The organism is Pontibacter sp. H249, assembly GCF_037892465.1.
GTDB lineage: Bacteria > Bacteroidota > Bacteroidia > Cytophagales > Hymenobacteraceae > Pontibacter.
Window position 1 is genome coordinate 46,171 of sequence record NZ_JBBKTR010000013.1, and the last position, 20,578, is coordinate 66,748.

15 protein-coding genes are annotated in these 20,578 nt (G+C 42.8%); 5 read left to right on the plus strand and 10 right to left on the minus strand.

What is annotated here, in order from left to right:
* Positions 1–12 precede the first annotated feature (12 nt).
* From lnt to WG943_RS15475, 5 genes are all read right to left on the minus strand, one after another.
* Positions 13–1,593 (minus strand): apolipoprotein N-acyltransferase, encoded by a 1,581-nt coding sequence (gene lnt, locus WG943_RS15455; protein WP_340410370.1) that lies wholly within the window; start codon positions 1,591–1,593, stop codon positions 13–15.
* Between the two features lie 512 nt (positions 1,594–2,105).
* Positions 2,106–2,555 (minus strand): hypothetical protein, encoded by a 450-nt coding sequence (locus WG943_RS15460; RefSeq protein ID WP_340410372.1) that lies wholly within the window; start codon positions 2,553–2,555, stop codon positions 2,106–2,108.
* A gap of 2 nt (positions 2,556–2,557) precedes the next feature.
* Positions 2,558–3,232: a S1 family peptidase gene (locus WG943_RS15465; RefSeq protein WP_340410374.1), complete on the minus strand. Its 675-nt coding sequence runs from the start codon at positions 3,230–3,232 to the stop codon at positions 2,558–2,560.
* 811 nt (positions 3,233–4,043) lie between these two features.
* Complete coding sequence (locus tag WG943_RS15470; RefSeq protein ID WP_340410375.1) at positions 4,044–5,366, minus strand: hypothetical protein; 1,323 nt, start codon at positions 5,364–5,366, stop codon at positions 4,044–4,046.
* Positions 5,367–5,384: 18 nt separating this feature from the next.
* Positions 5,385–7,805, minus strand: a complete 2,421-nt coding sequence (locus WG943_RS15475; protein ID WP_340410377.1) for a TonB-dependent receptor — start codon at positions 7,803–7,805, stop codon at positions 5,385–5,387.
* Positions 7,806–8,217: 412 nt separating this feature from the next.
* Between WG943_RS15475 and WG943_RS15480 the strand changes: the two genes are divergently transcribed.
* Entirely contained in the window at positions 8,218–8,808 is a 591-nt protein-coding gene (locus tag WG943_RS15480) for a histidine kinase dimerization/phospho-acceptor domain-containing protein (protein WP_340410378.1), read from the plus strand.
* A 251-nt stretch (positions 8,809–9,059) separates the two neighbouring features.
* On the opposite strand, the gene WG943_RS15485 is transcribed toward WG943_RS15480, so the two are convergent.
* On the minus strand, positions 9,060–9,323 hold the full coding sequence (locus WG943_RS15485) for a YceI family protein (RefSeq protein WP_340410496.1): 264 nt from the start codon (positions 9,321–9,323) through the stop codon (positions 9,060–9,062).
* Complete coding sequence (locus WG943_RS15490; protein WP_340410379.1) at positions 9,302–9,469, minus strand: hypothetical protein; 168 nt, start codon at positions 9,467–9,469, stop codon at positions 9,302–9,304. The genes WG943_RS15485 and WG943_RS15490 overlap by 22 nt, the downstream gene beginning before the upstream one ends.
* 326 nt (positions 9,470–9,795) lie before the next feature.
* Between WG943_RS15490 and WG943_RS15495 the strand changes: the two genes are divergently transcribed.
* From WG943_RS15495 to WG943_RS15510, 4 genes are all read left to right on the plus strand, one after another.
* Positions 9,796–12,231, plus strand: coding sequence for an outer membrane beta-barrel protein (locus WG943_RS15495; protein WP_340410380.1), 2,436 nt, complete (start codon positions 9,796–9,798; stop codon positions 12,229–12,231).
* Positions 12,232–12,280: 49 nt separating this feature from the next.
* Positions 12,281–13,462, plus strand: coding sequence for a sensor histidine kinase (locus WG943_RS15500; protein WP_340410382.1), 1,182 nt, complete (start codon positions 12,281–12,283; stop codon positions 13,460–13,462).
* Complete coding sequence (locus WG943_RS15505) at positions 13,449–14,246, plus strand: LytR/AlgR family response regulator transcription factor (protein ID WP_340410384.1); 798 nt, start codon at positions 13,449–13,451, stop codon at positions 14,244–14,246. Before WG943_RS15500 ends, WG943_RS15505 begins: the two co-directional genes overlap by 14 nt.
* A gap of 248 nt (positions 14,247–14,494) precedes the next feature.
* Positions 14,495–15,439, plus strand: a complete 945-nt coding sequence (locus WG943_RS15510; RefSeq protein WP_340410385.1) for a DUF808 domain-containing protein — start codon at positions 14,495–14,497, stop codon at positions 15,437–15,439.
* Positions 15,440–15,546: 107 nt separating this feature from the next.
* Here WG943_RS15510 and WG943_RS15515 read toward each other — a convergent pair whose 3' ends face one another.
* The 3 genes from WG943_RS15515 to WG943_RS15525 form a co-directional block, all read right to left on the minus strand.
* Positions 15,547–16,725 carry a PepSY-associated TM helix domain-containing protein gene (locus WG943_RS15515; protein WP_340410387.1) on the minus strand — a complete coding sequence of 393 codons (1,179 nt, stop codon included), beginning with the start codon at positions 16,723–16,725 and terminating at the stop codon, positions 15,547–15,549.
* A 108-nt stretch (positions 16,726–16,833) separates the two neighbouring features.
* Complete coding sequence (locus WG943_RS15520; RefSeq protein ID WP_340410389.1) at positions 16,834–17,988, minus strand: DUF4374 domain-containing protein; 1,155 nt, start codon at positions 17,986–17,988, stop codon at positions 16,834–16,836.
* A 90-nt stretch (positions 17,989–18,078) separates the two neighbouring features.
* Positions 18,079–20,412, minus strand: coding sequence for a TonB-dependent receptor (locus WG943_RS15525; RefSeq protein ID WP_340410391.1), 2,334 nt, complete (start codon positions 20,410–20,412; stop codon positions 18,079–18,081).
* Between the last annotated feature and the right edge of the window lie 166 nt (positions 20,413–20,578).

A 20,578-nucleotide genomic window follows, 5' to 3' on the forward strand; every position in this document is an offset into this window, starting at 1 on the left:
CAGCCTACTGTTTCAGGAGACATTCGGACGCCTCTCGCTCTTAGCACCTGCCCTTTCGAAGCACTTCCCAATAGCCAAAGCAGCACCCAACAGAAACAGGGCATACAGGAACAGGTGGAAATCGTTTGCAGGGACACTGTTAGGGTAGACCGAGACCTGCTGTATACTGGCCTCATCAGACTGGAAGCGGGCTCCAATGTCGCCGGTGCCGTGGATCACACCCGACACGCCGCGGTTGTTGTTGATAACAATGTCCTTTCTGGTTTCTACCGCCCGAAGCCTGCAGTTATAGAAGTGCTGCCTGGTGATAAAGTAATCGGAGAACCATCCGTCATTACCCAAGTTAATAAGGAATGTGGCCCCTAGTTTGCCATAGCTGTTGGTCAAGGTCGGAACCGCCGATTCGCTGCACAAAAGCAGGCCTGCCTTGCCCCAAGGAGTCTGCATCAGCTGCTCAACGCTGCCGGCCCTCACAGCCAGCCCGCCGCCGGCCAGGAACGGGAGTATAATGCCGCTGCTCTCCTCAAAGAGCGGCCGCTCCACGAGCGTGAGCAGCGCTGTCTTATCGTAGCGGCCGACCACTTGCCCGTCAGGTTTAAAGAGGTAGGCAGAGTTATAAACCATACTACTGTTGTGACTAACAGGAGAACTCATCCCCATCAGGTAATGTGCGCCTCTCCCGGCAACGCCGCGTGAGATCTCCCTCAGAAAATCGTCGTCCGGACTGTAGGTCCATGGCACAACAGTCTCAGACCACAGCACCAGCTCAGGGCTAGACGTTACAGCCTGCCTGTTCAGGGAGAGTAAGTTTTGCACCAGCGCACTTCCGTTCCTTTCATCCCATACAGCCTCGGGAGACTGGGAGGCCAGCACAAGCGAAGTATTTATATGTTTTCGTCCATCCCCACTTAATTTGTCAGAGATTATCCCGTACATCAGCAGACCGGACACGGCATGCACCAATACAATCAGCAGCGGTGCCAGAGCCCACTTCCAGCTCCTGCTGTGCACAGCATGGCTTAAAGAGTAATTGAACAGAACAAGAGAGAATGACAGGATGTACACGCTGCCGATGGCTGCAGGCTGCACCAGGTACAGCTGACTGCTGAGAGAGACGCCGAAGCTATAGCTCAACCACGGCATCCCGGAGAAGGCTTGAGCGCGCAGCCACTCCCCTCCCACCCATAGGACAGCCATAAGGAGAGCGCTTAGTACCAGAGCAGGCCACCCATCGGACCGGAAGCTTAGCTTCACGAAAAGTACAAACTGAAGGGCATAGCACAAGGCGATCAGCAGAACGGCCAAAAGCCAGCACGCAACGGCCAGAAACAGGCTGCCTTGAGCGTAGTACTGAATGGCCGGCACCATCCAGTAGTTAAGAATACCAGCGGATGCGCAGCCGAAAAGTAGACCTATTTGCACCGCCTGTCGAATGTTAACAGCTTTAGAAAGGATCAAAAAAAGAGGCAGCAGAGCTATCCATGAAATCACGTGGTTTACAAAAACCAGCGACAGGCTGAACAGAATCCCAGATACTGCAACCTGGGCAAAAGAAAATCTTCCTGGAGCGGACCAGAATTTGGTTATATTCATTACTGAGTTAATTCATTCTTAAGATTCAGGTCTTCCAACATAGCTAACTAGCGGTAGCTATTAGAATAACCTGTAAGCCTTCCTTATCTCAATTATAACGAATGGCAGAAATCCAATAGTAAGCTTATGAGCGTATCTTGTAACTCTCTAAGGGTAAAAATATTGGCAAATATATCACAATCTCCAACTAGCTCAAATATAAAATCAAGATGAGATTTCATAAAACCTTAGGTGGCAGAATAGGTGGCAGAACTTCAGTTAAAATTTGTTAACATCTACAACATTTTATAAACAAGCCGCTACATACACTGCAAACACACATTATAAACCACTTGTAGTTGTTAAGAACCTACTAAAGTCCGGCCTAGGGTACAATTAACAAAAAAATAAAGGCCTGTAAGTTAAGCGCTTACAGGCCTTTCTCGTTTTCGGGGGACGGTGTAGGGGACGGAATATAGTGATTATTTCACATGATCATACTTCAATTCTATACTTGTGAAGTTTGAGCTAAACTATTTGTTCATATTTTCTTTCTGATATTCACACCAAGCATTCTTCTTTAATTTAATAACACCAATCAGAATATTAGTTACAATACCGATAATTACTCCTGTGCCTAGTGAAAGCTTAGTCCCTATAGCCGTTGCAATTATAGTTGTTAGCTCTTTGAAATTTTTGCCGATCAACCCCCTTTCATGTGAATATGTTTCAGACTCTGTACAAATAAAGTTGTAAACTTCTTTCTTTACACACTCCCAAAAGCTTGTTTTTTGGATTGAAGGACCTGTGTTTAAGAACATTAAATTGTTATTAGCTTCACCGGTTAAAACTTTTCCATTTAGCTCTACATCCTCTATCTTGATATAATCTTTTTGTAGCAACATTAGCAACTTTTCCTGTTGGTATGTTGGTATACTTCCTTTTATAAAAGCTTCAATCTCAATATTATCAAATTTGAACATCCCTATTTTTTTATTTCGTTTTCAAGAAGAGCTTTCCCATAATCAATGATTGCTGCATAGGATATGTTTGTATCAACCCCAATCATTCTATTGCCAAGCATCATCCTTACATTGCTCGGAGTAGGGTTAAATCTACTTGACACTACTCCAATTATTTTATTAGTTCTTAGTTCAATAAGGGGGCTGCCACTATTTCCCTCATGTATCATGCAATCAAATTGGAAAAGTTTTAAGTCATCTGCAGCCATTACTTTTGAACTAACTATACCATGTGTTATCGAAAGAGAATGTAATCTATTTTGACCAAACGGAAATCCTAAGATAGCAATTTGAGCCCCACTATTTACCGATGTTGCATCCCCGAAAATTTCATTAGGTACAGGTAAGAACGGATAATTATTAATTTTCAATAAAGCTACATCATGAATACCATCCAGTTGAACCAAGGTGAGATCAAGCGCAGTCACTCTTTCCAATGTTATCGGAGAGAAACTATCATTATCGTTAGCCGCTATTGCAACAAGTTTATCAGTTGGGTTCAAAATATGTGCGCATGTTAAAACATGACCATAACTAGATACTATAAAACCTGTACCAAGAAACTCTACACTTTCTTCTGTCCTTTTGGCAATCATCAAAATTGCATTTTTGAATCTCTTATTAATTTCTCTAAACATGCAATTACTTTGTATTTTGAACTTAGAACTATTAATAATTTTTAATTTAATATATTTAATATAAACTATAAACACCTTAATCAAGTGAAATAAAAAACCAGTCTATACTCGGTTCCTATTTATAATTCTTCTACCTCTAATATTGCTAAATACTCGTTACAACTTGGGCAGTAAAGAAAAAGCTCTACTTGCTTAATTATTCCCGACTTCTGCCAATGTAGCTGCTGTTCTTCAGGCAGATCATCAAAGTTAAATTCACCTCTAGCCCTACCACATTTTCTACAAAGATTTGTCTACAATCTAAATAACTCATAGATGCACTTAGGCTGAGTAACTTTAGGTTTACTGTTACTATTTTGATTGTTTTTCTTTTTTCTATTTCTCGATACTGGCATTTTCTTATTGATTTAAGCTTTCTAATGTTTTTCTATTCTTGTTCTCAAATCTGTCATAGAACCTTATAGTATTCTTATCTAAAGGCACTAGATAAAGCGTACAGAACTCAAGCGGCACTTCTTTTATCTCATCTTTCTTAAGCCTCTGTAGCTCTTCTAAAAAGCCATAATCAGTATAGAAATCAGTATAAAGCGCAGAGATAGACTTAGAGCAGTTCCAGACCTGACACTTAAACTCAGCTTTGCTCTTCGCGACATACTTAGTGGTTAATAAAGTAAAACTTATTGCCTATACTTTATTCTATAGAGGGTTTGCAAGAATTGCCAGTAAACAAAAAAGCCTGGCCCGCAGCAATAAACTTGCTGCGGGCCAGGCTTTGTGAACTTAGAATTTTTAAAACTAAATTCTGTTGGTCCTAGAAAACACCAATGTAGTGGTTACCTGGCTTATTAACTAATTTGGCACCTTTAGTTACTTCACCTGTTCTGCTATTCAGAACATAGATGTTGCCATCTTTACCAATAGGAGTAGCTGCTATCAACAGATTCTCACCGCTAACCAAGAATCCCTGATACTGGAACAGGTCGAGGCTAGCATCATTAGGTATCTCTTCAACGCGTTGAGCTGTTTTGTTGTTAAGATCCACGCGTGCTACATAGCTTTGGTCAGACGCACCATATTGGTATATAATGTACCCGATACCTTTGCTTACATAACGCCAGGATTGAACGTATACACCTTGCACGCCAAGTGCCTGATCAAGGCTAAATACATAGGAGTTATCATACTCGTTATTAGAGGTTATTTTAAGTATGTGCGATCCTTTTGAATCTCTTTGAGTGGCCTGGTAAATGCTTCCATCTTCTGCCAGGAAGTTAACATTGCTGCGGTAACCTGCGCAATCGCCGTTAGAAACCGTAGAGGTAATCACTTTAGGGTTCTCCAGAGATGGATAATCTACCACTACCGATTTAGTACCTAATCTTTCCCATTCAGCTTCTGTTTTGCCAGTAGCAGTATTATACTTGCGCATCCAGGTGCCAATAATCAGTTTGTTGCCAGCTTTATTCAATACCGGAGCATCCAAACGGAAGATAGTATGACCAGCTGCCTCTTCTTCTTTTGAAAGCTGAATCTGATACTGCTTATATTTAGAAATAAGAACACTTTTCAGGTCCAGCGCCAATACTGTTGCAGTGCCACGGTAGTATTCAAACGGTCCTCCTGAAGTGGCATTGTTTGCGGCAATGTTGGCAATGTTAACGGCAATGCCTGTCTTATCTCCGTCGTATAATTTTGCCCATCTTGGAGCAGTTCCAGCATATTGAGCGATGCTCACTGTAACGTCTTCCTCCACAAAATTGGCACCACCCTTTACCGCAAATCTTGAGAATTCTCCTCCATTCTCTCCTGCATATGCTATGTTAAACATCGTGTTGCCATCCTCAGAAACCTGCAAACGCGCCGTACGGTTAGATTTTACCGGAGTGCCTTTCTCGAATACATCAATTGATTTTTCCGGGTTGATAATATCTTCGTAACTCAGAGCATAAATCATAGTGCCACCATTACCGTCTCCAGGATTCTCACCCATCTTTGCACCTGCTACAGTTACCCATCGTTCAGCATCCAACGGTGTTTCTATTGGCTCTACTCCGTTATCATCACTACAGCTAGACAGTGCAAAAGCTGACGCTATGGAAACATTTAGCAACAGGTTCCAGAATCTTCTTTTCATGAATATTTATTTTTATGTTTAAAAAGAGTTAAGTGTGTAATTCAACTTTAGATAACAGGCTCTTCCGGGTTTTTGTACAGCAAAATTGTCGTAAACCTGCTTGTCAAAAATGTTCCTGACATCAGCGCTAACCACTACTTTTCTGTTAGGGAAAGTATAGTTCACTCCTAAATCATGTACAAATTGCTGCGGTGTTCTGAAGGCCTCGATTTCTAACCAGGTGGTGTAAAAGCGGTCTACAAAACCAAAGTTGTAAGACAGGTTTAGCAAAGAGTTCTTCAACCCTATATCGCGGAGCGTGTATTGGAGCGCACTGTTAATGGTAAAGAATGGCTCGTTGGGCAGCTGCTGGTTGTAATTGCCAAACACATTACCATTGGCGTCATACTTTGAATCGAATACTGTGTTGAATCTCGATGCGTTGACCATCACATGCAGTACTTTTTTATAAGTATAATTTAGCTCAGACTCAAAGCCGATAGACTTCGTTCGTCCTAAGTTTTCGTAGGGGTTGGTCTGGACTGCGTCGTTTATTTTTGGGTTTATCCTTTGCACGATTTTGTCTTTTGCAGCACGTACAAAAGCTGTCCCTGAAAACGAGAAGTCGTGTTGCCTCACGCTAAAGGCTCCTGCCTGAAAGCCCAGGTTAAGGTTATTGCTGATTTCTGGATTAATGCCGAGGTTTTCTATGATGTTGTCTCCAGGGCTTCCGAATATTTCATTCTCAGATGGCATTCTGACTGCCTGCTCTGCCGAAGCAAGTATAACTAGTTTAGGTATAGCGGTAAACGATAAGGCCGCTCCATATCCTGCCGTGTTTCTGGTACTAGATACACGATCCTCTTTACGCACAGGCTGGTCGTCCACCATCACCAGTACAGGGTCCATCCTGTCTATCTTTTGCTGGTAATATTTACCAAATAGGTTTCCTTTTAAGCGAGTGTTAAATACGTTCACCTCGTAAGCCAGCGACGATATGTTCTTTTGCAGATCGCGGGTACCTATGAACTCACGCTCTACGGCGCTGCGCATTTCGTCCTGCTCTGTTCTGTCTATATTAAAGAAAGAATGGCTGAATACGACCTTATGGTTGTTATTAAAAGTATAGTTTAGGCCAGCCCTAAAGGTAGTCACGTTTCTATCGATGTGGTTGATGGTAGGTGCACCCTGCTGCGCTCCTTGTGGCCTTAGAATAGGATCGCCGTTCAGTCCCACACTTCGCTCACCGTACCAGTTGTAGTTCCACTTCACCGTGTCGTTAACCACCTCGCTTCTGTTGCTGTGCATCCCGTTAAAGGTTGCTTCCAAACCACGCACCAAAAAGTCAGTTTTTCGGTAGGTTAGGCCGAACACATGAGCCTGCGATTCAACAAACCTGCCCTTATAAGGAATCGACATGTAGGTTCCATGCTGTATTTCATTATAGTCTTCAGAGCCGTTATAGCTTATAAAAAACTGGTCTGCCCACTTTACATTCGTGAAGCCTGCTTCAAGCCGTGCCCCCGTAGATTGATAGGCATCATTAAACCGCTTGGCTCGCACATAATCGTATCGTCCGTTTGGAAGTATGTTTCTAACAAACTTTCCCCATACTTCATAGTCGTTGTCGGAATAGTTGTGAAAGCCGGAAGCCTTAATTGTAAAGCCTGTGCGGTCGTTGCGGTACATTCCGCTCAGGTTAGACTGAAACGTGTTGAAAGAGCCATATGAGACTGATGCTGTAAGGCTATTGCCCAAGTCCTTTTTCAGCACCACGTTAATAGCGCCACCCAAAGCATCATCAGCCAGGTGTGCAGGAAGCACTCCCTTGTATACTTCTATGCGTTCTATCAGCGCAGGCGGAATACTGTTTAAGCTGAAAGAGGATCCGTAAGTGGATATAGGCAGGCCGTCTATAAAAATTCGCACAGAGTTACCAGACATACCATTAAGGTTGTAGTTTACAGCAGAGCCTAAACCACCGTTTTGCCGTACTCTCACACCCGCTGTCCTGTTCAGCAGATCGTTGGTCTGCACAGATTGTAATGCCGCCGCTTTTGTTTCGATCACATTCACGGCAAAGCCACTGGTTTCTATTTCTCTCTTTTCTGTTTTGCCCTCAACCACTACTTCTTTAAGCAAACTTGCATTTGCTCGCTTTAAAATAAAGTTTTCAGTCACAGCGGCACCAGCTAGCTTAACCGTATATCTGCCTTTTTCGATTTCGATACTGCTGATCTCTACCTGATGTGTGCCATAAGGAACACCGGTTATTTCGTATCTACCCTCTTCCGTTGACAGGGCATGTTTCTGGATAGCTGGAATAAAAATATTGGCAAATGAAACAGGCGTGCCATCTACAAATGTTAAGGTGCCTGCTATTTTACCCGACTGAGAAAAACACTCTGTTATCGAAAAAAAACTTACTGTAATAAGTACCGTGATGATCCACCTTCCCATAGAAGATTAAATTTATTTAGACTAATTCTAATTAGTGCTGCAAACTTAAAGGAGAACCAAATACTTTCCTACAACTTTTTACAAAAATTATATATAGTGCTTTTTTATTTGAAGCGTCTGCTAACGTTCTGAGGGCTTTAAGCTATGTGGAATGATGGATAGAGATAGGCGAATTAGATAAAAGTACACCCTGTATCTTGGCGAATTTTATTAAATTAAAGCTTACATGGACACGGTGCTACAGATTACACTTTAGAATAACTAAGCTTAGTTCACATACAAATTTGCTTTCGCTAGAAAAATCATAAACTTAGAGCTCATAGCTAAAACAGAAAGTTAGTTTTGGAAACTGTTTGACTAAATAATCTGTGTCTAAACTATAAATAATATCAAGTTCTTCTATTTTTGTTGAATGACCAGTTTTGAAGAAACGAAAAGGCTGCTGGAGGACTCTACCTTCTACTATATTATTACCACAAATATGGAGGGGAAGTATACCTATGTAAACAACTGCTATAACAAAGCTTTTAAGCACATTTATGGTACTATTTTGGGGCAGCCGTATGAAATGACTATGCACCCGGATGATACTAAAGTATGCGAAGAAGTTGCTGTCAAATGTTTCACTAACCCAGATAGTACTTTTCCGGCTACCATTCGCAAACACGATGGCAAAGGCGGCTATCTAATTACGCAGTGGGAATATAAAGCCTTGTTAGATGTGCACGGAAACCCTGCGGGTATGTTCTGCCTGGGCTACGACATTACTGATTATACTGTTTATCACGAGCAGCTGAAGGATGCGCAATCTCTTTTAAAGGAGATCGCCTTTTATCAGTCTCACGTGCTGAGAAGACCTTTAGCAAATATTATGGGACTTGCTAAAATATTGGAGCGGATGGAGTTGGACCAGAACCTTCGAAATATCTGCGAAATGATAATAGAAAGCAGCCAGCAGTTGGATGCTGTTATAAAAGAGGCTGCGGCCAAGCAGAACAACTAATGCAGCATCAGGATTAGCCTGATGTATAACACCTTTATATGTGAGTTAATTTGCTTCAGTAATTTACCAGCCATATTAGTAAATTACTGAAGCTTTTAAAGCTTAAAAAAACAGTAAGCCTTGCAAGTAATCTGCTTGCAAGGCTTACTGTTTAAATGGATTATTTTATAATTGATGTCCTGTTAGGTCCAAACGGACATAAACTTCAGGCAGAACATGGCGCTCGCCAAGTGCAGGATCAGCAGCATAAATCATTCCCATTTAGTTCTGTCTAACTTAAATGTATCTTCAATGGCTGCTTTGTCTTTAGTAAGTATAACTTTTGCCGGAAATGTAATGGCATGCGTCTGCCCTAACATCGTAAAATCACCTTTTACTGTAAAATTTGCTCCTTTTATGGCTCCTGCAGTTGGTGCAGCAAGTGGTTTTACCTCCGTAATTTTAAAAGTGGCATTTGGTGTAATGTTAAAGAAGTCTGGGCTTTTTAGGTGATTCAGTAAAACAGGCTTACTAATGTTGGTAAGTCAAAGTTTTCGATGGATGCGATTGGAATGGTAAAAGTGCCACCTGATACTTTGCCATTTTCAACTTCTATACCTTGGCTGGTAACTGAAAAAGAGCCATCGTGAAAAAGATCTGGGCTATACCCTTTCCATACCACAACAGAGTTTTCCTTATCTAAAGTATAGTTGCTTTTAACTACTTCGGTTTCGTCGTCGCAGCTGGTAAAGCATAAAACAGCAGCAAGTGCAAAGAAACACCACCAACAACGGCGGCAGAAGTCAGTATAGAGCGCAGAGATAGACTCAGAGCAGTTCCAGACTTCTAAGAGCCATATCAGCCATTCCCCTACACTGCATCATTCAGTACACGCATAGCAATTATCTGGCGTCTCACATCATTTCCATTGTCTTACGGCTTCCGGCAGGGCACCTTTGCTTAGGTTTTGCTACAACCCAACTCAAAAAAATCTAAAGCTGATAGACTATGAAAAGAAGAGTAACTTTTACCATCCTGCTTGTGCTGCTGCAGTTAGTGCAGGTGCAGGCACAACAAACACCTGCCATACATGGAAGCGTGGTAAGCACAGAGGGCAAGGCCATAGAGTATGCGAATGTTATACTTTTGCAGGCTAAGGATTCTACTGCCGTTGGAAATACCTTGGCAGACGAGACTGGCAAATTCCATTTCCCCTCCGTTAAGGCGGGCACTTACATGATCACTGTGAAGCAACTGGGGTATCAGCAGGCATTCAGCCAGAGTATAACGATAACAGGACAGTCAGTTACTGTTGATCCTATCATGCTTACACCAACTGTAAACCAGTTGGCAGAGGTAACGGTGCAGGGGCAAAAGCCATTGCTGGAAGTACAGGACGACAAACTGGTACTGGATGTAGCCCAAAGTATAACGGCAAGCGGAGGCAACGGACTGGAGGTACTAGAGAAGCTCCCGGGTGTAAGTATAGATCAGGATGGCGGCATTACCCTGAACGGGAGAACAGGCGTATTGGTAACCATTAACGGGAAACAGACAAATTTACCCGCAGCCGAGGTGGCAAACCTGCTCCGTAGCATGAGTGCCAACACTATGGAAAAAGTGGAGCTAATCACGCATGCTTCTGCAAAGTATGATGCAGCCGGCAATGCAGGTATCATCAACATCAGGCTTAAAAAGGGACTTGCCGACGGCACCAACGGAAGTATAACGGCTGGCACAGGCTACGGAAAGTATGGCAAAGCCAATGCAGGCATAAACTTAAATACTCGTGGCGATAACTTTAACCTCTTTGGCAACTACAACTACCTGTACAACAAACGCTTTAATAAATTTAGCCTGAAAAGATCCGTAACGCACGAAGGCCAGACAACATATTTCGATCAGTTTAACCACAGACCTGCTTTTTCGCATAGCCACACTTACCAGGCCGGGGCAGACTTTACTTTAAGCAAAAATGATCAGTTAGGCATACTTTTCAATGGCAACAACTACATGATGGAAGTAGATCCCAGAAACTCAACTTACTTCAGAAGTAACCCGACTGCCGCGCCAGACTCCGCTTTGCAACTGAAAAATCACATCGACACGAAATGGTTTAACTACACGCTAAACGCTAACTACAAGCACAGTTTTGCACAAAAGGGTCATGAATTTTCTGCCGATATAGATTACTCAAGTTTCGATTTTCAGCAGAACGATAACATTACCACGGATTATACTTTCACGAACCCGGCCAAACCAACTTACAGCCAGACCCTGAGAAGCGATGTACCTGCCGATATTTCTATACTTGTGTTTAAGAGCGATTATGCATTGCCACTCGGCCAGGGCATACAACTGGAAACCGGTGTAAAAGTGAGCCATGTAAAAACCAAAACCGATATTCTGTATGAAGAACTGCACGATAACATTTGGAAAACCGACGAGACCAGGACAAACGATTTCCTTTATACAGAAAACATCAGTGCAGCATACGTAAACTTTTCAAAACAAATCAACAAGTTCAGCCTACAGGCAGGCTTACGCGCCGAGCATACCTTGGCCGAAGGAGAATCTGAAAGAGCGAAGGCCACAGACAAAAAAGACTACCTGGAGTTTTTCCCGAGCATTTCGGTAAGGCAGCAACTAAGCGACAAGTATACTATTGGCTTATCGTATAGCCGCCGGGTGGATCGCCCGGTGTACCGCGACCTGTTCCCGTTCATCTTCTTTATGGACCCTTATACGTATGTGCAGGGCAACCCATACTTGCAACCGCAGTTTACCAATACCATACAGTTGTCGGGCAACTATAACAACCGCTATACTTTAACCCTGGGCTACAGCCATACAAAAGACTTCTTCACAAATATTACCCACCAGGATGATGAAACAGGAATAGGATATGCCTCTAAAGAAAATTTCAAGGACTTTAAAAACTATAATCTGAGCCTGATAGCCCCGATTATAGTAACAAACTGGTGGTTGAGCAGCAACAACGTAAGCGTGTTCTATAACAAGTTCAATACTGTTTTCTTGGGTGAGAAACTTGATATCGGGCAGTTGAGCGGCACTGTAAACTCCAGCAACTCCTTTAAACTACCGAATGATTTATCGATGGAACTGAGCGCCCTCTACCAGTCTCCTACCGTGCTGGGAGCCTACTATATAAGATCTAATTACAACGTGAACCTGGGCATACAAAAACAGATTTTACAGCAGCGTGGCAGCGTCCGGTTAAGTATAACGGATATCTTTAAAACCAGCAGGATGAGCAATACTATAAACTTCGCGAACATGAACATGGAAATGGATAGCCGCTGGGATAGTCGCCAGGTGCGCCTGAACTTTACCTACAACTTCGGCAACAAAGACCTGAAACCGCTACGCCGAAGAAGCTCCGTTTCGGAAGAGGAAAGACGCAGAGCTGGCCAGTCTAATTAGTAGTTACAGTTAACAATAAGCATTTATCAGTTATCAGTATACTACTTGTATGACCAAGCCAAGCGCTTTAACAAAATTTGCCCAACCAATAGCCATTCAAAAACTTTCTGATAAATTTATATTAAATAATAACCCATGGAAAATGCCACTTAATAGCGATATCTTACATAAGTATAAATGGCCTTCCAGCCTGCTATTCTGGCTTTTTGTAGGAATTCTTTATGTTTTGTACACTACTCTTCTGGACATGCATGTGTCAACTCCCGTTCTATGGTATCAGCATAGCAGCTATAAAATTGCTGTTCACATTGTCTGGGGTATTGTAACGGTACCTTACCTGCAATTGCTAAGCAGAACCGTAGTACCCAATAAGTGGGTTAAATACATTTTATTAACTATAGCTGCCGCCGCCATTCATGCTTTTGTAAGTGTGATAAGCTACGGTTTGCTGGCATCCATCATATCTTTTGACACCACATTTGAGGCAAACCGCTACTGGGATGGTGGATTTATCCATTTCTCCAAGCTGTTCTTTATCAGCTGGCTTACGACAATCATCATCTTTATAGCCTGGCTTGGCTGGGAAAATCTTCAGGCAAACCAAAGGCAAGCCAAACTTAATGCCGAACTGCAGTCGCAACTGGTACAAACCCAATTGCAGATGCTGCGCATGCAGCTAAACCCCCACTTTATCTTCAACACATTTAATACCATTTCGATGCTGGTGCGGGCTAACAAAAACGAAGAAGCAACCGACATGTTGGCAAAACTGGCCGAGCTGCTGCGCATCAGTCTTTATAAAAACGAAAAGCAACTAATTCCACTGCGCACAGAACTGGAGTATTGCCGCCACTACCTCGACATTGAACTGGTGCGTTTTAAAGACAGATTAAAAGTTGAATTTGACGTGCAGCCGGAAACCGAAAAGATACTGGTACCAAGTATGATTTTACAACCCCTGCTGGAGAACGCTTTTAAACATGGCCTGATGAACTCCATAGACTCCTCTCCTATTCTTAAAATTGAAAGCCATCAGCTGGAAAATGATTTAATCATCAGTATTAAAAATACAGGTAAATTAGAAACCACGGGGTATAACGGAAATGGCATTGGATTAAAGAATGTGCAGGAACGCTTAAAACTGCATTACGGCGATAAAGCACATTTTGCCTTAGAGCAGCAAAACGGTTTGGTGTTGGCAAGTATAAATATAGCCTATGAGCAAGTATAAAACCATAGTTGTTGACGATGAGCCGGCCGCTCGCGAAGGTTTGGCTGCACTACTACAAGCAGATGCTGAGGTAGAGGTGATCGGCATCTGCGCAAACGCTTTAGAAGCGATAGACCTGATGCAGCACACGACTCCCGATATACTTTTCCTGGATATCCAGATGCCGGAGGTAAACGGGTTTGAACTGCTCCGGTCACTCTCTGTTGCTCCACCCGCCGTAGCTTTTGTAACCGCTTACGATCAATATGCCATTGCCGCTTTTGAGCACCACGCGATAGACTACCTGCTAAAGCCATTCACGAACGATCGCTTCCGCAACTGCCTTGCCAAGTGCAAAAGTGTAGTAGAGCAAAAGAACCAGGGAGACTTAAGCGAAAAGATCAGGCAATTGCTGCAGGAACAGACAACCCAGAAAGAAGAGAAACTAATTAGTCCGGTTACCTCCATTAATGCGCTGAACAAGCTAAGTATAAAAGCCAACGGTAAGATCCTTCTCCTGGACCTAAACGACATCTGGTACTTCGAGGCGGAAGACTATTATGTAAACATCCACTATAAATCACAGCGCATTCTTATCCGGGACAGCATTAAAAACCTGGAGCAGCTGCTGGCAGAAAAGCAGTTTTGCAGAATTCATAAATCGTCGCTGGTGAATCTGCAAAAGGTAACTGAACTGGAGAACCACTTCAACGGCGGTTTGATTATGAAGCTGCAGAACAACACAGAGCTTAAAGTAAGCAAGAACCACAAGCAAGCGCTTCTTGAGCGGTTTGGATTAGGATGACCATGTATGTAATTGCACACACCTTCTATAGTGCCTACTCATTTATCCACTTAAAAAAGTATAGCCTTGTAAAACAGCTGTACCCCACTTAACATATAAAACACCTATATTTTCATAGGCTATTATATACATTGATTGCCATCTCACTTCTTTCCTTTAAATTACAAACTGAACAGACTGCCCTTATCATTAATCCGTATAGGGTGGGCAGCACAAATTCAGTTATACTTTAAACTAAAAAACGAATAATGGCGACAGGTCTTCTCGCACTTTTGGATGATGTGGCGGCGCTGGTGAAAGTTAGTGCAGCAAGTTTGGACGACGTTCCGACGCAGGTAGCGAAAACAACGGGTAAAGTTTCGGGTATTGTGATCGATGATACTGCTGTAACCCCCAAGTATGTAGTAGGGCTTGATCCGAAGCGCGAGCTTTCTATCATCTTGCAGATAGCTAAAAAGTCACTTATAAATAAGGCTATATTTTTAGGGCCTGCTGCCTTGCTGCTCGGATATTTCGCACCAGTAATTATACCATACCTGCTGATGGTAGGCGGGGCCTTTTTATGCTTTGAGGGCTATGAAAAAGTCCATTCCATGTTTAGCAAAAGCGCTCACGAACCTACGGATGAGCCAACCGAGGAAATGAAAGTAATTACCCCGCAGGAGCTTGAGAAAGAGCGGGTTGGTAGTGCTGTGCGTACAGATTTTATACTTTCCGCAGAGATCATGGCCATTGCCTATGCCACCGTGGCTGAAAGTCCGCTGGTCACTCAGATTGTGGTGCTCTTAACTGTAGCAGTCTTTATTACTATAGCTGTGTATGGTTTTGTTGGGCTAATCGTGAAAGCCGACGACATTGGGTTACACATGGCACAAGATAAATTTCACCCGACAACTCAAAAGATTGGGCGCGGAATCGTAAAATCTATGCCAAAATTCCTGGTTATACTTGGGTATGTAGGCACTGCAGCCATGTTGTGGGTAGGGGCTGAGATCATAGCGCACGGTTTGCCATTTTTACACCACCCACTGGAGAATTTAGAGCATGCCCTATCTGATGTTCCTGTTCTTGCCTGGTTGGCTAAGGTAGTTATACTGGCATTGGGCGGTGTGTTGTTGGGTGCTGTAATTGCGAAGCTAGTAACACTTGTTCGTAGTTTGTTCAAGGGTTCTCCTAAGAAGGTAGCGCATTAACAAATATTTACTTTTATACCAAAAAGGGTCACCTGCACATGCAGGTGACCCTTTTTATTTTACTGATTAAATATTTTTTTGCTTCATTGGCAAAAGTGCTATACCAATTATGCTTTTGTAGCCTTTACTTTGTTTCTATTCACTTTAAGAGTACCAGTTTGCTTTTTCTGCTTTTTCTTTTTGTTCCACCACACTAAAAAACCTGTAACGGGCAAACTGGCGCAGATAAGGCTAATAAAGAAAGCAAGGATTTTACCGGGCATCCCTAAGATGATACCAACATGAATATCATAATTAAGCATCGTTAACTGATCAGCAAAGCTAGCCTCCGAAAACCTGTCGCCCTGTACACGGTAAAGCTCCAGGGTGTGCTGGTCGTAATAATACTCGTTACGGTTATACCAGGAGCCAAAGTTTTGGTAAGCTGTAAGCTCAATTGCATCTTCCTCGTCTTCCAATATCGGCGTCATGTACCATCCTTGCGCATCTGGCTCCACGGCTATCGTTTTGTACCAGGCTTTGTCTAACATCGAAACGGTATCACTAGCAAGTATACCTGCTTTCGAAACATCAGAATGCGGATGGTGGTGCCCGGGTTTAGACTCGCCGCCTGAAGTAATGTAGTACAAGCCATTCCCGAACCACTCAAAACTCCAAACCAAACCAGTAACTGCCAGCACAAAGGCCAGTACCAAACTGTAAAAACCTACCACATTATGCAAGTCGTAATTTACTCGCTTAAAGCTGCCGTTCCACTTAATCTTAAAGCTTTTATCAAGACTTGATTTGTTCCACTTCTTAGGCCACCACATAACCAGCCCGGTTACTAGTAGCACCAAAAAGATAAGCGTGGCTATCCCCACTATAGGACGACCGATCTCGTAAGGGAGCCAAAGGGCACGGTGTCCGTCTATGATAAAATGAAAGAAATCGAAATGTTCTGCTCCATCTGTTTGCTTCTTTAAGAACTCCCCTGTGTAAGGATTTAGGAAGATGGCTGTAAAATCTGCTTCACCATTTCCTGTACCCATATATCCTACTGCGGCGGCGCCTTCTTTATTACTGTAGGTAAGGCCGGTTGGCTTCTTGCCAGGCATATATGCCTGCGCCGTATCCAGCAATTGGCTAGGCGGCACAAAAGGTTTATTCTGGGCTTCTACAAACCGCCACGGCTCCAGGGCATCTTTTATGTCTTGCTGAAAAACATAGATACACCCTGTAATGCTGACGATAAACACTACTACACCCGATGTTAGGCCCAGCCAGAGATGTAGCCAATCATTCAATCGCCTTAACGTACTTTTGCTACTGTTCTTTTTGCCTTTCATCTTACTCTGAAGGGAATTTAAAAGAGAAAATACCAGCCCCGGCTATACTTTAGCGGAGCTTGTATGCTATAGTTTAGAAATACCTGCCACAAAGTTTGCCTGTACTTCTGCTCCTTTTGTAGCTGTGTAATTTTCAGTATCTATTTTGTAAACATAAATGCTGCTGCCCTCTGCTATACTCATGTATACATACTTCCCGTCTTGCAGTGCGGCTAGTCTTCGGCCATTGCCACTGTGCTCAGGTAAACCATTTATGTATGTTATTTTCTTGTTGTTTAGATCAACTATAGCTGATTTCAGCGGCCCGTCAGACCATGCGGCCTGCTGGCTTCTTCCAACAGTATTGATTTCTGCAAAGGCTTTTCCGTTGCCTAGATACTTCAGATGTGAAATAGTTTTACCGCTCGTAGCTTCAGCCACATCAAAGAAATAAGTTTGGTCGAATTCTGTCTGGCCGTTTTTGATGCGCGTTATGCCAGCTGGTTTTGTTGTCTGGCTGTAACCGTTAGCTGGATTTGAGTGCGACAGGGCATATACATTGCCTTGCTCATCTTTTATTAAACCAGACTTTGTATTAAATCCACCAATTGGACCTGTGCGCGTATCTTCAATCACCTTCTGGAACTGTAAACTAGGATATGAATATACAGCAATCTGTGCCTTATCGGTATGAGATGTAACATACGTGTTCGGGTCGCTGATATAATAGCTCAGAAACAGTTGATTTCCGCTGATGCTCATGCCAGCGTAAGACGGCACTTTAAGGTTGGTTAAATCGGAAACTGGGTGCTGCACTGTGCTGGCTACCGTAACAGTATTGGCGTTGATCTTATGGAACTTCACCATATCAGAATTCGAAGACAGCTCAACGGCTACCAGGGTGTTGTCATCTGCCTTAATAATGTCGGAAAGGCTATTCGTAAACGATGTGTTACCGACTTGCTTTAACTCACCGGCTTCGTTTTTCGAAATGCCGACCACATTTACAGCACCCAAGCCACCGAGGCTATAAATAGTATTATCTATTTGCGTAAAGTCGTAGTAACCGGGCTGCTCTATACCCTGACCTTTGGCAGAAAGGGTTCCGCTCATTATATCGCTAAAAGGTACAGTATAGTAGGTAAAGGTATTGTCACTCCCCTGAATGGCAAGCGACACAATAAAAGAATCATCTCCAACAGGATTTGGGCTATCATCGTTGCTATCGCAGGAAGAAAACATAAAAGCTGAACAAAGGCTTAGTACTGGCAAAGCCAGCTTTTTTGCGTTTTTAATTGAGAACATATGCTATTCTAAAATTTAAAAGTATAATTAAAGGACGTATCTAAGTTTTAAATAAAAAGCGCGGCCAGGCTTCTGCAGATAGTATTTATCGTAAAGCAGCGCATCCGTCAGGTTTCGGCATTCCAACGCAATGTTATATTTACCCTGGTTAAAACTGCCGGAAAGCTCGATGCTGTGTGAAGACTGCTGTGGAATTACTTTTTTAGTATCTCTGGAGCCAAGCTCGGCCCAACTCAGGAAATACTGTTCTACAAAATTATAGTAGTAGTTAATGTTCCAGACAGACTCGGGGACCAATGCATTTTTAAAGGTGAGGCCGGCATTGGCATTGGCAAACATGTAAGGAGTATTGGGCAGCCGATAACCCTTCTGGTAATTTCTCTGATAGCCTGTGTTGGTGTAGGATTCGTTATAGACTAAATCAGCTTGGTCCGTGATATCCTGAAATGTGAAGCTACCGCCTAAACGCAAGGTCTCTTTCCAAAGGTATTTTATACTTCCCTCAACACCCAGCGTACGGGTTTGGCTAAGGTTATCATAGTAGGTTTCGGGGCTGGCCACTTTTACTACCTGGTAAATAAGGTCTTTTGATTCGCGGTAAATAAAGCTGCTCTCCAGATTAAACTTATGGTTATTTCCTAGTTCAAAACCATAGGCTGCTCCGGCATTAAAATTATCGCTTTGCTCTGGGCCCAGGTCCGGGTTTGGCTGTATGAACAACCCGTCGCCAAAAATCTCAGTAGCCCAAGGCATTCGATACGTGTGCTCATAGGAGGCTTTAAGCTGAAGCTGTGGGAGCAGAAAGTATGAGGTAGCCAGGCCGTACCCAACATTATTCTTATTGGCTTCTAACGCCTCTACTCGTTGAGTCTCCAGGGCAAAGTCAAACATCTTACTTGTTCTGGCATTCAGAAAGTATGCTTTACCGAAAAATGTGGCGTTCCATTTCTCAGTTGGGTCAAACTTATAAGCCAGTCCCAGCACCTGTTTGCTCAATGATCTTGGAAACTGGTTCTCAATCCTGTCAGGGTTCTCCGTATCGAAAGCTTCGCGGCGGAAGTATGAGAAGGCATAGTTAAAGGCCAATGAATGCTTTTGGCTTAACGTATAACCTGCATTAAACTGGCTATTGAAGTCGTTGTCGTCAATAGTTGTGTAAGTCCGTCTCAGTTCCCCGTTGTTAGAGCCAGGAGTGTAATTCGCTTTTCCTAACCAGTTATAAGTAACACCGCGCAACGTGTCAATTACTTCGCTTTTAGTAAAGTTATAGGCTGTATAAAGACTTACATTTAAGCCGTCTACAAACAGGTTGTCTTTGCTATACTTTAGCGTAGGTATAACAGACTGGCTGTTTCTGGTGATACCACCATAGACGCTGCTCATGGTTGCTCCCGTCTGCACTTGCTTGTCGTTGCCCGATGCTATAACTCCAAACAAAAGGTTATCAGCATACCTCTTATTTACCCATCCTGTCTCTAACTTAACTGTACCGGAGCGGTAGCGGTCGTGGAAGCGTTCTACTTCAGTAGTATCAATAACATTATTCCCTTCTGTAATCGGAACCAGTACTTTATAATTGTTATCAGAGTAGTTGTAGTTAACGTTTCCTCTAAAAGTATAGCCGTTGTTAGGATTAGTATAAGCGCCGTTCAGCGACAGGCGGTGTGTATTGAAGGAGCCGATAGAATAAGATGCATCCAGGAAGTTGCTTTTTCTGTTTGTAATGATGTTAACAGCCCCGCCCAGCGCATCTGTACCCAACCATACCGGCACAACACCTTTGTAAACCTCAATTCTTTCGATCGTGTTAACAGGTATATCACTCATCTGAAGTGAGGAACCGAAGTTGTCCATCGGGATTCCATCCAAAAAAAACTTAACCTGATCTCCTGAAAAACCATTGAGGGTAAAGCTTAAATTTGAGCCCAAGCCGCCCTCTTCTAATACCCTAACACCAGAAACCCGATTAAGCACTTCTTTGGCATCCGAGGTACTGTTTTGTAACTCTCTTGTAGAAATGGCGGTTACCGCATAAGGCTGTTCGTTTACTTGTGTAGTAGCAGACTTGCCAATAATTTCTACTCCCCTTACTTCAAATGATTTTTCATGGAGATTAACATTTACCTCAAGGTTTTGAGAAGGCTTAAGGCTTATAGCTTTTTCCTGAGTTTCGAAGCCTAAAAAGCTTATTACTAAAGTATAATTATTAGGTATAACTCCTGAGATTAAAAACTTGCCGTCGGCATCTGTTATCGCGCCAACATTTGCACCTTTAAGAGCCACACCTACCCCTACTAACGCTTCACCAGAAGTTGAACTTACTTTACCAGAAACGCTTGCTTTGCCCAGGTCCTGTGCCAAAGCGTTATTAGCAAAACATATTTTTATCAGAGCAACTACAACTACCCCTATAATTTTAATATACTGTTGCAAAGCCTGTTATTATTTAGAATAATTATAAACAGCCGCAAAGCTACTACAGAATCTGCAACAGACAAATTTAATTTAGAACAAATCTAAATTAATT